This is a genomic window from Streptomyces sp. NPDC044719 (genome assembly GCF_056433405.1).
Genome location: NZ_JBWKHE010000009.1, coordinates 1 through 12,573, shown reverse-complemented (window position 1 = coordinate 12,573; position 12,573 = coordinate 1). Strand labels below are relative to the sequence as shown.

The window sequence follows — 12,573 nt, the reverse complement described above, 5'->3', positions numbered from 1 at the left end:
CTCGTGTATGTCCCGCATCGAGACGCCGCTGTCCTACGGCCAGCAGCGCATCTGGTTCGTCGAGCAGGTCGCGCCCGGGAACGTCGCCTACATCAACCCTGACGTCAGGATCCTGCGCGGTGCGCTCGCGGTCGACGCGCTCGGCGCCGCCGTCCGGACGGTCGTCGAACGGCACGACGCCCTGCGTACCAGGATCACCCCCGCGACCGGCGCCCAGGAGCCCATGCAGTGGGTCGAGCCGGGGGCCGGACAACCGCTGCAAGTGGTGGAGATGTCCGCGGCGGACCTGTCCACCGACGCCCTGCGGCCGGACATCGAGGCATTCGTCCGGGAAGCCGCCGCCCGGCCGTTCGACCTGGCGTCCGAGTCACCGATGCGCGCCTATCTCCTGCGCTGGAGCCCGACGCTGCACGCGCTGGTCGTGATCGGGCACCACATCGCGCTGGACGGCTGGTCCCTGACCAACGTCATCGAGGAGATCGCCCTCTTCTACGACCGGGAAGTCGGCGCCACGGACCGCAAACCCCGGGAAGTGACGGTCCAGTACCCCGAGTTCGCCGCGTGGCAGCGAGAGCACCTCGACGAGGACCGGGTCCGGGAGGAGGTCGAGTTCTGGCGAGGCTATCTCGAGGGAGCCCCCGCGGAGATCGAGCTGCCCTGGGACCGGCCGCGTCCCGAACGCCGCGACATGACCGGCTCCATGATCAACACCATGCTGCCCGAGGAGGTCCACGACGCGGCCCGGCAGCTCGCGTCCACGGCACGCTGCACCCTGTACATGGTGCTGGCGGCGGCGCTGTCCGTGGTGCTCACCAGGTACTCCGACCAGCGGGACGTCGTGCTGGGCACGCCGGTCGCCGGAAGGACCCGGACGGAGTTCGAGTCCACCGTCGGACTCTTCCTGAACCTGATCTCGGTCCGGGTCCAGGTCGACGACGAGGCCTCCTTCCTGGACCTGCTCAAGTCCACCCGCGGCTCCAGCCTGAAGGCGATGCAACACCAGGAACTCCCGTTCGACCAGGTCCTTCAGGGCCTGTCGGTGCAGCGGCAGGAGAACGTCTCGCCGGTCTTCCAGGTCTCGCTTTCCGTCGCCAACCTGCCCGACCTGCCCTTCGAGCTGGCGGGTCTGGAGGCGACCGAACACATCTGGGTCGAGCTGAGCGGCGCGCGGTACGACCTCACGACCACCTTCGTGCCCGAGGCCGGGGGCCTGCGGCTGCGGCTCCAGTACGACACGGCCCGCTTCGACGAGGGCACCATGCGCACGCTGGTCTCCCACATCGGCCAGGTCCTGCTTCAGGCCGCCGGTACACCGACGGTGCGAGTGGCGGACCTCGACCTCGCCTGCGAGGAGGAGAAGACCCGGGTCGGCGAGTTCTCCGGGCTGGGCACCGTCGAAGCCGCCGCCCAGCCCGTGCCGGACATCCTGACGCGGTTCGCGGAGGCGGTGCGAACCTCGCCCGACCGGATCGCCGCACGCTCCTCGGAAGACACCCTGACCTTCCGGCAACTGGACGGGAAGGCCGACTCGTTCGCCGACGCCCTGGCCGCCGAGGGCATCAGCCGCGGCGATGTGGTCGCGGTCCGTCTGCCGCGCAACCTCGACTTCCTGGCCACCGTGCTCGGCGTGTGGAAGCTGGGCGCGGTCTTCCTCCCCCTCGACGCCACGCACCCCGCTCAGCGGATCGCGTTCATCCTCGACAACGCGAGCGCCCGGCTGGTGGTGGCCGACGAGGACACGGAGGCCATGGCGGGGGTGCGCACGGTCAGCCCGGCCGGCCTGCGGGGTCGCACGGCCGAGCGGGCCGCCCGCCCGGAGACCGAGTCCGAGATGACCGCCTACATCATGTACACCTCGGGTTCCACGGGGGATCCGAAGGGCGTGGCAGTCGCCCGCACCGCGCTCTCCGCCTTCTGCGAGGCCGCTGTCGACCTCCTCGGGTTCACCGCCGACGACGTCTCGCTGAGCCTGACCACCACGTCGTTCGACATCTCCCTGCTGGAGTACCTGGTTCCGCTGCTGGCCGGCGCTTCCGTCCACCTGCTCGAGGAAGGGGCGACCGACCCGGCGGCGGTCGGGCGGGCACTGGCGACGACTCCACCGGTGACGTACGTCGGTGGCACTCCCACCGTGTGGAAGTCCCTGCGCGAGGCGGGAGTCGAGGTCGCCGCCGGTACCAGGCTGATGCTCGGCGGCGAACCGCTGCCCGGCGAGTTCGCCGCCTACCTGGACGGGCGCGGTCTCGCGTACTGGAACTTCTACGGACCGACCGAGGCTACGGTCTACTGCACCGTCCAGCACTCCGGCGGAGACAGGAAGGCCCACGCCGCTCCGGTCGAGACGACCTCCTGCGTCGGCGCCCCCTTCGGCCTCAACCGGGCCTACGTCCTGGACGCGTCCTACCGTCCCTGCCCCGTCAACGTCCCCGGCGAGATCTTCCTGGCAGGCCCTCAGGTGGCCCAAGGCTATGTCGGGCAGCCGGAGCTCACGGCCAGCCGCTTCCCGCTCGACCGGATCGCGGCGGACGGGTACCGCCGCTATCGCACCGGGGACGCGGGGCGCTGGGACGCCCAGGGACGGTTGCGCTTCCTGGGGCGGCTCGACACCCAGGTCAAGGTGCGCGGCTTCCGGGTCGAGCTGGAGGAGATCGAGAAGCGGCTGGCGGAGTGCCCCGGCGTCGCCGACGCGGTCGTCGGCGTCGATCAGGAGAGTGCCGACCGGTTGATCGCCGGCATCATCCCCGAGGGCGACGACCTGCCGGAGGCGGCCGAACTGCGCGAGCAGCTCTCCCGGACGCTGCCCGCGTACATGATCCCGTCCCTCTACGTCAGGCTGGACGCGCTGCCGATGTCGGCCGCAGGCAAGCTCGACCGCCGCGGCCTGGCCGACAGCACCAAGCCGGCGCCGGTGGCCGACCAGGACGGCGGCTCGCCCCACGAGCAGCTGATCCGCGGCGTGTTCCGGGACCTGTTGGGACGCGACGACATCGGACGCGACTCCAACTTCTTCGACCTGGGCGGGCATTCGCTGCTCGCCGTGCAGATGGTGCTGCGCTTCCAGGACATGTTCGGCGTCACCCTGGAGACGGCCGAGGTGTTCCGCTACCCGACCCCGCGGACCTTCGCCGAGCGGCTCGGGCGTCCGGAGTTCGTTCCGGAGCCGTCCGTCCCGCTGCGGACCGCGGGCGGCGAGCCGGCCGTGATCTGCCTCCCGCCGGTCAGCGGCACCGCGTGGAGCTTCGTACAGCTGCTGCCGTATCTCCCGAAGCACATGCCCGTCCACGGTGTCCTGTCGCCGCTTCTCGAGGCGGACGGGCGATCCGCCGATCCGGCCGCCGTGCTGGAGGAGTTCGTCTCGGCCGTGGAGGACATCGACGTGCTGGGACCGGTCGTGCTGGTCGGCTGGTCCATCGGCGCGGCGCTGGCACCCGGTGTCGCGGCCGGACTCCAGGAGCGCGGACATCAGATCGAGCACGTGGTGATGTTCGACGCCGCCGACATCGACCTCGCCGGACCGCCGCCGAGGGTGTCCTGCGGTCTCACGCACTTCCTGGCCGCCGACCGTACCTCCGCCCTCGACGGGCGGTACTGGGAGAGCTTCTTCGAGGGCGAGAAGGACACGATCGAGACCGCCGCACCGCACTTGCGCATGCTCGACCCGGACAAGCTGGCCGAATCCGGGCCGCGCCTGCGGAAGACGCTCATGGAGTTCGGTGACTGAGCCGACAGGGCCGACAGCCCGCCGCCGAGCCGCTGACAGCACCCACGTACGGAAGAGGCCATGACTGAAGCCCTGGAAGGCACGAACCACATCGACGACAGCGCGGACCGTCTCACCCTGCGCGAACGGGTCGCCGCAGCCGTGGCGGTGGCCCGCACCCACGCCGAGGACGTGGACGCCGAGGGCCGCTTCCCGGCCGAGGCGGTCGCCGCGCTGAAGGAGCACCGGCTGCTGGCCCCCGAGCCCGTCCCGGGCCAGGGACTGTGGACCGCGCCGCAGATCGTCGCGGTGGCCCACGCGCTCGGTCAGGCCTGCGCCTCCACCGCCATGATCTGGGCGATGCACCAGGGGCAGATCCAGGCGGTCGCGCGCCAGCCCAAGACCAGTGAGCCGGTGCAGGAGTTCCTCGACTCCGCGTGGGAGACCCAGCCACTGGTGGCGAGCCTGATGTCGGAAACCGGCGCCGCCAGTCCCCGCGAGAGCCGGGCCCACTGCCGCGATGACCCGGACGGCAGCGGCGGGATAGTCATCGACAAGAACGTCTCGGTCTCCTCCTACCTCCAGCAGGCCGACGCCGGGCTGCTGGTCGCCAGGCGCTCGGCCGACGACGCGGTCACCGAGGGGGCGCTGGTGCTGGTGAACCGCGACGAACTGGTCATATCCCAATGGCGCGACTGGCAGGCGCTCGGCATGCGGGGCACGGGCAGCGGCGGCGGCCGGGTACGGGCCCGGACGCGTCCCGACCGGATCCTCGAGGAGTCGTTCAGCGAAGCCTCGGCCCGCGTGATCATGCCCCTGTCGAACCTGGGCTGGGCCGCGTGCTGGCTGGGCATCGCCGAGTCCGCGTTCGCCACCGCACAGGACGCCTTCCGGCGCCAGCAGAGCAGGACAGCCCCCGATGTCCTCACGGCCAGGACCATGCGGCTGGGACGGGCGTCGGACACCATCGACGAACTCACCGAGCAGATCCACTCGCTCGCCGGCCGGTACGAGGTGCTGCGAGGCACCGCGAGCGACACCATGGTGCGCCGCTCGAACGCGCTGCGCCTGACGGCAGCAGCCCGGGCCAACGAGAGCGTGCTGGACTCGTTCCAGGTCATCGGAGTGGACGCCTACCGGGAGCCGTCGGCGAGCAAATGGAGCCTGAGCCGCCAGATACGCGATGTGCTCTCCGCCCGGGTCATGATCAGCGAGGACCGGATCCGCCTCGGCAGCGGCCAGCTCGCCCAGCTCCCGCGCAGAAGCAGCTTGCAGGACGCGATCGGCTGACCCGGCGGTACCGGACCGCGTGACATGCGGGGCGGCCGAACAGAGCACACATGAGCCGACAGGCGGCGGAGGACGGACGTGGACGCAGCGGCATCGCGATACGACGGAGAGGTCCTGGAGACCGGCGATCAGACCAGCGACCCCTGGGAGGGAGTGGACGCGGCGGCACTCGCACGGGCCGTGCGCGAGCAGGCGGGGCGGCCGGTGGCGGGCATCGACGACATGGCGTCGTATCTCGCCCGCCAGGTGTCCGACACGTCGCACCGCGAGGTCCTCGGCCCGCTCCTCGACGGGCAGGGGGCGAGCGGTGTCGTGGTCCGGGCCGGCACGGTGCTCGCCTCGTGGGGCGACCCCACGCGCGCCGAGATGGCCTACAGCGCCACGAAGAGCGTGCTGTCGCTGGTGGCGGGCATCGCCTACGACGACGGGGTGCTGCGCCTGGACGAGCCGGTGTGCAAGACCGTGGACCTGCCCGGGTTCGACACCCCTCACGGGCAGGCGATCACCTGGCGCCATCTGCTGGACCAGACCAGCCAGTGGGAGGGGGAACTGTGGTCCAAGCCGACCTGGGTGGACGCACAGAGCACCCGTGAGGGAACGGAGTCCGCGGGCGGACCTCCCGGCGCCGGCTGGGCCTACAACGACGTGCGCGTCAACCTGACCGCGTTGGCGCTCACGGTCCTGTTCCGCCGCCCCCTGCCGGACGTTCTCCGCGACCGCGTCATGACACCGGCCGGCGCCTCCGACGGCTGGTCCTGGCACGGCTACGACCACGCCGTGATCACCCTCGACGGCACCGAGGTGCCCGTGGTCTCCGGAGGCGCGCACTGGGGCGGCGGACTGTGGATCAGTGCCCTGGACCTGGCCCGCGTCGGCCTGCTCTGCCTGCGGAGCGGGAGTTGGGGCGGGCAGCGGGTCCTGTCGCGGCGCTGGATCGAGGAGTTGTGGACGCCCTGCCCGGTCAAGCCCGAGTACGGCCTGTCCTGGTGGCTCAACGACCACGGCACGGTATGGCCCCGGGCCCCGCGCACAGGCCGCTGCGCCCGCGGCAACGGCGGCAACCACCTGCTGTGGGTGGACCCGGCACGCGACCTGGTGATCGCCTCACGCTGGGGGAGCGAGGTGGAGCGGCTCCTGACCGAGGTGTCGTCGGCGGTGCGGCCCTGCGCGACGCCCAAGGAACCGGGCCTGGGCCGGCAGCAGTGAGATCAGGAAGGAGCTGACCGGGCGGGATCCGTGGTGGTGGACGGGTCCGGGCCCTCCTCTCCCCGCGCGGCGATCAGTGGCCCCAGCAGCTGTGTACCCGGCCCTAGCCGCCCCCCGGGGCCCGGCAGTTGTGAAGTGCCGGCCACGGTGAGCGGCTCCCGGCAGGCGTCGCAGGCCACGACCGGCGTGGTGACGTGCCCACAGGCGTCGTGGCGGATCCGGGCGGGTGGCCCCTCGGGCCCCGCGTACCACTTGTCGCCCCAGGCCATCAGCGCCAGCAGGACGGGGTAGAGCTCCTGGCCCTTCCGGGTGGCCACGTACTCCTCGCGCGGCGGGCTGACTTGGTACCGCTCACGAGTCAGCACGCCTTCCTCGACCAGTCGGGTCAGCCGCGCGGAGAGAACCTTGCGGGACAGGCCGAGGTCCTGCGCCAGTTCGTCGAAGCGGCGGATGCCGACGAGGACATCGCGCATGATCAGGGCCGTCCAGGCGTCGCCGAACAGGTCGCTCGCGCGGGCGATCGAGCACGCGACATCGGAGAGGGAGGTACGGGTCACGCTTCGACGATATCGGTCACGGGTTCCCTGAGGGAACTCGCCGATGCTAGGTTCCTTGAGGGAACCTGATCCCGAGCGCCGAGGGAGCGTGCCATGCCCACCGCCCCGCACATCGCACTGGACTCGGCCGGACCCGCGGCCATCGACGGCCGCCACATCCGGGCCCTGACCTTCCAGTCCGTACGGATGGAGTACCTGCGGCGCGTGCTCGGGGAACTGGGCCTCGCGGCGGCCGGCAGCCGGGCGCTCGTCATCGGCAGCGGGCGCGGCCTCCTGGCCCGCGGCCTCGCCCGGCTCGGGTTCGAGGTCGTCGCCGCCGATCCGTCACCTGCCGCGACGGCCCTGGCCCTGGACGGGGACGACGGGCTGGGTGTCACCTACCTGACCACGCCCGCGGAGCGACTCGACGTTCCGGGCGACTCCTTCGACCTCGTGTACTGCGCCGACACGCTCGAGATCACCGAACGGCCGGAGGCGGTCCTCAGCGACGCGGCGCGCGTGCTGCGCCCCGGCGCGGCTTTCGTCTACGACACGGTCAACCGCACCCCCGTGTCCCGACTCGTCTACCTCGGTGCCTTCCAGGCTTTCCCGGGCACCCGGATCATGCCCCGGGGCCGCTACGCCGCACACCGGCTGCGCCGCCCGGCGGAGCTTGCCGAGTCCCTCGACGGGGCAGGGCTGTCCGCGAGGAACGTCTCGGCGTTCAAACCGCGCGACGTACGCGACCTGGTACGCGCGACGCGCGGGCGCAGGCGTGGCACGCTGACCGACGACCAGCTGCCGGAGCTCGTCGACATGGTGCTCGAACCGGAGGGCAGCCCGGTGGTGACGTATCTGGGGTACGCGGTTCGCCGGGCATGAGCCACGGCCGGCCCCGGACGGACGGCGTCGCGCCGGGCCGGGCCGCCGTGAGTCGCTCAGCGCCGCTCTCAGATGCTGCGCCTCACCGCATGACGAGCACCCGCGACGACGAGGTCGGAGACCGCCGCCTTCGTTCGTGGAGACCTACCTGTTCGATGCCGACACCCGGCACCCCGCCACCGCGAAAGCGGTCGGCGGAGGGATGCTGATCGCTCCTTCGCCAGGCAGGGAGATCTTCGCCCACCGGGAGAAGGGCGACACTCTGCACGCCTACGTGGGACTGTCCGAGCCGCAGGACTGGTTCGCCGCCATCGATTTCACCGATGCCGCCACGGCGACCGCGCGGATCGCGCGGGAGTTCGACGGCTGGGCGCCGGAGCTCACCGCGCTGATCACCGACAGCGACACCGCGCCGGTACTGCGCCCTCACTACCCCCTGCCGCCGGAGCACCGGTGGGACCGTGTGCCGCGGGTGACCCTGCTCGGCGACGCCGCCCACCTGGCGGCTCCCAACGGCGAGGGCGCCAACCTGGCCATGCTCGACGGCGCCGAACTCGGCACCGCCCTCGCCGCGCACCCCGACGACATCGAGACGGCGCTCACCGAGTACGAGCAGGCCATGTTCGTCCGCAGCGCCGAATCCGCCACCGACGAGATGCCCGGGATCGACTCCGCCGACAACACGGCCCAGAGTTTGATCAACCTGTTCACCGAGAAGGGCCAATGAGCAACTCGGCCTTGATCTGATGCCCTCCTTCCAAGCTCACGCGGGATCGGGCCGGGCCGTCGCCGCGTTCATCGCCTCCACGAGGCTCTTGGGACGCATGTCCGTCCAGTGCTGCTCGACGTACTCCAGGCAGGCGGCCCGATCCTGGTCTTCCAGGGCGACGGACCAGCCCTGGGGGACGGTCGCGAAGACCGGCCACAACGAGTGCTGGCCCTCGTCGTTGACGAGCACATGGAAACGACCGTTGTCGTCGTCAAAAGGATTGGTCATGTCCTGTCCTTCCTCATCTGCAACGTGTGGTTTCTTCGCAAGGCGACCAGCCCTCAGTCGCCAGTCGTAGATGCCGGCTCCGGAAAGAACCCCGAGCTGACAAAGTGCTGAACGTACGTGGCGACGAGGTCGTCGCCGACGACGGGGCACGCTATGCCGGAGCCCGTCAGACCGCGCTCGGTATTGCTCCGGTCGTAGCGCGGGCTGGCGGCGCCGACCCGCAGCGCCTGTGCCAGCAGAGCTGCCGGAGCCAGCGAGGACTTCCCGTCGGCGGTGCCGAGGAGCAAGTGCTTCCATTCCTCGTAGGACAGGCTCGCCACGTCGTAGCCGAACCGCCGCAGACAGTCGATCAACGCGTCGAAGCCCAGCGGCTCGGGGTTCGTCACGTGAAAGACCTTGCCTGCCGACTCCGGCTGCCGGCCGAGATGCACGATCGCCCTGGCCACATGGTCGACCGGCACCAGGTCGACGTCGAACCGCATCCCTTCCCGCACCGTCCTGTCGGGCGCCGCACCCAACTCGATGATCGCTCGAACCATCGTCCACAGTGCGTCCCCCGTCGTACACACGCCCGTGACGGTGTGTCCGCTCACCCGGCTCGGCCGGTAGACCACGGCGGGAACCCCCCGCTCTCCGGCCGCCCGCACGAGTTCCTCGGCCACCCATTTCGTGGCGACGTAACCGTTCGACGCGACGCAGTCCGGGGCGACACGGCCCTCTTCCCGGACGACATCCGGCGTACGGTCCCGCCCTACCCCGGCGGCGGAACTGGAGACGTAGTGCAAAGGCTTGACCCGCGCGGTGGCCGCCAGGCGGACGACCTCCCGCGTGCCCAGAACGTTGGCCGCCCTCAGCCTCGCGTAAGAGTCGACGATGTTGACCCGCGCGCCGTTGTGGTAAATGACCTCGATCTGGTCCGCCATCAGGGCGAACCGCTCCTCGGTCAGGCCGAGCAGCGGCTTCTCCAGATCTCCCGCCACGGCGACGATCCGCCCGCGCAGGGCCGCGTCCCACAGCTGGTACGCGGCCAGGCCGTTGCGCAGCCGCTCTCCTGCCTCTTCGTCGTTGGCCGCCCGCACCAGACACCACACCTCGGCCTCGGTCCGGTCCAGCAGCTCGCGGAGCAGGAAGGAGCCGAGGAACCCGGTGGAACCGGTGAGCAGGATGCGCCGGGGAGCAGCGAACACCCGGGCGTCCACGGGCCGGCAACCCACAGTCGTGATCGCCGGATCGAGCACCGCTTCAGCGCGGAAATCGATGCGGTCCGCGCTGCCCCCCAAGTCGTCCGGGGCACGCTCGGCGGCTTCGACGGCCGCCGCCAGTCCCGCGACTGTGGGGGACTGGAACAGGGCGCGGACCGACAGCTCGGCGCCCCATACCGACCGAACCCGGTTGATCAAGCGGGTGGCGAGCAGAGAGTGCCCGCCCAGCGCGAAGAAGTCGTCTTCGATCCCCACCGCCGGCAGCCGCAGTACCTCGGCGAACAAGTCGGCCAGGACCTCCTCCCGGGAGTTCCTGGGGGCCACGCCGGTAGACGGCGCTCCCGCCTCGGGCGCGGGAAGGGCCTCCCGGTCCAACTTTCCGTTGGAGGTCAGCGGCAGGGCGTCGAGTTCGAGCACGGCCGCGGGAAGCATGTGATCCGGCAGCACTGCCGCAAGGTGCCTGCGCAGCCCGGGGGTCCGGACCCGCTGGCCCGGCCCCGGCACCACATAGGCCACCAGACGTGTGTCGCCCGGCCGGTCCTCCCTGGCCAGCACGGCGACCTGAGCCACGCCCTCGTACTGGGCGACGGCCGCCTCGATCTCGCCGAGCTCGATACGGAACCCGCGTACCTTGACCTGGCGGTCCGCCCGGCCGACGTACTCCAGGTTCCCGGCGAAGTCCCACCGCACCAGGTCCCCGGTGCGGTACATCCGCGTCCCCGGGCCGCCGAACGGATTCGCCACGAACCGTCCGGCGGTCAGCCCCGGGCGCCGCAGATAGCCGCGAGCCAACTGGGCACCGGCCACATACAGTTCCCCCACCACGCCCGGGGGCACCAGCCGCAGACCGGCATCGAGCACATACGTCTCGACGTTTTGGATCGCCCTGCCGATCGGTGCCGTGCCCGGCCATTCCGCTTCCTCTTCCGGCAGCGTGAAGGCGGTGACCACGTGGGTCTCGGCCGGCCCGTAGTGGTTGTGCAACCGGCGCCGTAGGACCCGGTGGAAGCGGCGGACCGGTTCGCCCAACCGCAGCGCCTCACCCGCCTGGGCCATGTCCACCAACGCGGGCAACGGCTCTCCGCTCTCGACGGCCGCCTCACACAGCCCCTCGATGACCAGGCTCGGCGCGAAAACCTTGCCGACCTCGTGTCGCCGCAGCCACGCCACGAAGGCCGCCGCGTCACGCCGGACGCCCTCGGGAGGAATGACCAGGCACGCGCCGGACAGCAGGGTCGAGAGGATCTCTTGGACCGACACGTCGAAACTGAGCGCGGTGAACTGGGCGACCCGCAGGCCGGGGCCGACCGGCGTCGCCGAGGCCTGCCACGCGAGCAAGTTCGCCAACGAGCCACCCGACATCATGACGCCCTTCGGATGACCTGTTGATCCCGACGTGTAGATCACATAGGCCAGGTGCTCCGGTGCCAAGGGCGCTGGGCGATCCGCGTCGGTGAGGTCGACGCCGCCCTGCTGGTCGAGGTCGATCCGGTCGATCAGCACCGAGGGGACGTCGCCGAAGTCCGGCAGCCGCGCCGCGGTCACGGAGTCGGAGAGGACATAGGCGGGCCGGGCGTCGGCCAGCATGAACGCGATCCGTTCGGCCGGGTACTCCGGATCCACCGGCAGGTACACGCCGCCCGCCTTCAGCACGGCCAGCAGGCCGGCCACGGCGCGCGCCGACCGCGGCAGCGCCACGGAAACGACTCGGTCAGGACCGACACCGCCCCGAAGCAGCGCACGGGCGAGCTGATTCGCCCGGGCATTCAGCTCCTCGTAAGTGATGCCGATGTTGTCGTGCAGCACGGCCACGGCATCGGGCGACTCTTTGGCCCGAGCCTCGAACAATCCGGGGAGCGAACTGTCCGGCTTCGGGACGAGCGCTGAAGCGGGCCGCGGTAGGGGTGCTTCATGGCTGCCGCGCCTCGGGACGAGACGGCCGCGCTCCTCGGCGGTCAGCAGATCGACGTGCCCGATCGGCTGCTCAGGGCGCATGACCACCGCTTGAAGCAGCAGGCGCAGCCGTGTCATGACCGACTCGGCCGCATCCCGCTCCACCACATCCGCCCGGTACTGCAACCGCAGCCGCAGGACCTGACCGGGCGTCACGGTGAGGCTGAGCGGATAGTGCGTGCCGTCGGTCGCTTCGATGTCGACCAGTTGCAGATCCGGGGCGGTCTTCTCCAGTGCCCCGGTGTCGACCGGATAGCTTTCGAACACGGTGGTCGTGTCGAACAGGCTGCGTACACCGGCGATCTGCTGGATCTCCGCCAACGCCAGATACTGGTGGTCCAGCAGTTCCGACTGTTCGTCCTGCAGCCGGGTCAGCATGTTCGCCCACGACTCGGTCTCGTGCCAGCGCACGCGTACGGGCAGGGTGTTGATGAACAGCCCCACCATGTCCTCGACACCGGCGACCTCCGGCGGACGGCCGGAGACCGTGGCGCCGAAGACCACGTCGGTGCGGCCGAGCAAGCGTCCCAGAAGGACTCCCCAGACCCCCTGGACGACGGTGTTCGGCGTCAACTCATGTCGGCGGGCCCAGGTGGTCAAGGCCGAAGTCAGCGTCTCCGACAGCTCACCCGTCACGTCCGCGGGGAGGACTGTGTCGCGGGCAGAACTGACCGGGACGAGCAGTGTGGGCTCCTCCATGCCGGCCAGTGCCTCTTGCCAGGCCTTCTTGGCTGCGTTGCGGTCCTGGGTTGTGAGCCAGGTGAGGTAGTTCCGGTAGGGGGCTGGGGGTGGGAGGGGCGTGTTGTT

The 12,573-nt window shown here is 70.8% G+C and carries 7 protein-coding genes and 1 pseudogene; 5 read left to right on the top strand and 3 right to left on the bottom strand.

Annotated elements, in window-relative coordinates:
- The first annotated feature begins 7 nt into the window (after positions 1-7).
- From AC07DF_RS32030 to AC07DF_RS32020, 3 genes are all read left to right on the top strand, one after another.
- A complete protein-coding gene (locus AC07DF_RS32030; protein WP_478979322.1) occupies positions 8-3,721 on the top strand; it encodes a non-ribosomal peptide synthetase in 3,714 nt (1,237 codons plus the stop codon).
- Positions 3,722-3,781: 60 nt separating this feature from the next.
- A complete protein-coding gene (locus AC07DF_RS32025; RefSeq protein ID WP_478979319.1) occupies positions 3,782-4,990 on the top strand; it encodes an acyl-CoA dehydrogenase family protein in 1,209 nt (402 codons plus the stop codon).
- Between the two features lie 78 nt (positions 4,991-5,068).
- A complete protein-coding gene (locus tag AC07DF_RS32020; RefSeq protein WP_478979316.1) occupies positions 5,069-6,196 on the top strand; it encodes a serine hydrolase domain-containing protein in 1,128 nt (375 codons plus the stop codon).
- 2 nt (positions 6,197-6,198) lie between these two features.
- On the opposite strand, the gene AC07DF_RS32015 is transcribed toward AC07DF_RS32020, so the two are convergent.
- Positions 6,199-6,753, bottom strand: coding sequence for a winged helix-turn-helix transcriptional regulator (locus AC07DF_RS32015; RefSeq protein ID WP_478979313.1), 555 nt, complete (start codon positions 6,751-6,753; stop codon positions 6,199-6,201).
- Between the two features lie 93 nt (positions 6,754-6,846).
- On the opposite strand from AC07DF_RS32015, the gene AC07DF_RS32010 reads away from it, so the two are divergent.
- Both AC07DF_RS32010 and AC07DF_RS32005 read left to right on the top strand, forming a co-directional pair.
- On the top strand, positions 6,847-7,614 hold the full coding sequence (locus AC07DF_RS32010) for a class I SAM-dependent methyltransferase (RefSeq protein WP_478979310.1): 768 nt from the start codon (positions 6,847-6,849) through the stop codon (positions 7,612-7,614).
- Positions 7,615-7,744: 130 nt separating this feature from the next.
- Positions 7,745-8,341 (top strand): annotated as a pseudogene (locus tag AC07DF_RS32005) (FAD-dependent oxidoreductase); the annotation flags it as partial.
- A gap of 36 nt (positions 8,342-8,377) precedes the next feature.
- Here the strand turns inward: AC07DF_RS32005 and AC07DF_RS32000 are convergent.
- A complete protein-coding gene (locus AC07DF_RS32000) occupies positions 8,378-8,611 on the bottom strand; it encodes an MbtH family protein (protein WP_478979307.1) in 234 nt (77 codons plus the stop codon).
- 53 nt (positions 8,612-8,664) lie between these two features.
- Positions 8,665-12,573 (bottom strand): non-ribosomal peptide synthetase (locus AC07DF_RS31995; RefSeq protein ID WP_478979304.1); only part of this gene is annotated, 3,909 nt, incomplete at its 5' end.

What these genes read in the sequence shown, in the direction of transcription:
- AC07DF_RS32030 (WP_478979322.1), top strand. Translation starts at nt 8, where the DNA reads ATGTCCCGCATCGAGACGCCGCTGTCCTACGGCCAGCAGCGCATCTGG.
- AC07DF_RS32025 (WP_478979319.1), top strand. Translation starts at nt 3,782, where the DNA reads ATGACTGAAGCCCTGGAAGGCACGAACCACATCGACGACAGCGCGGAC.
- AC07DF_RS32010 (WP_478979310.1), top strand. Translation starts at nt 6,847, where the DNA reads ATGCCCACCGCCCCGCACATCGCACTGGACTCGGCCGGACCCGCGGCC.
- AC07DF_RS32000 (WP_478979307.1), bottom strand. Translation starts at nt 8,611, where the DNA reads ATGACCAATCCTTTTGACGACGACAACGGTCGTTTCCATGTGCTCGTC.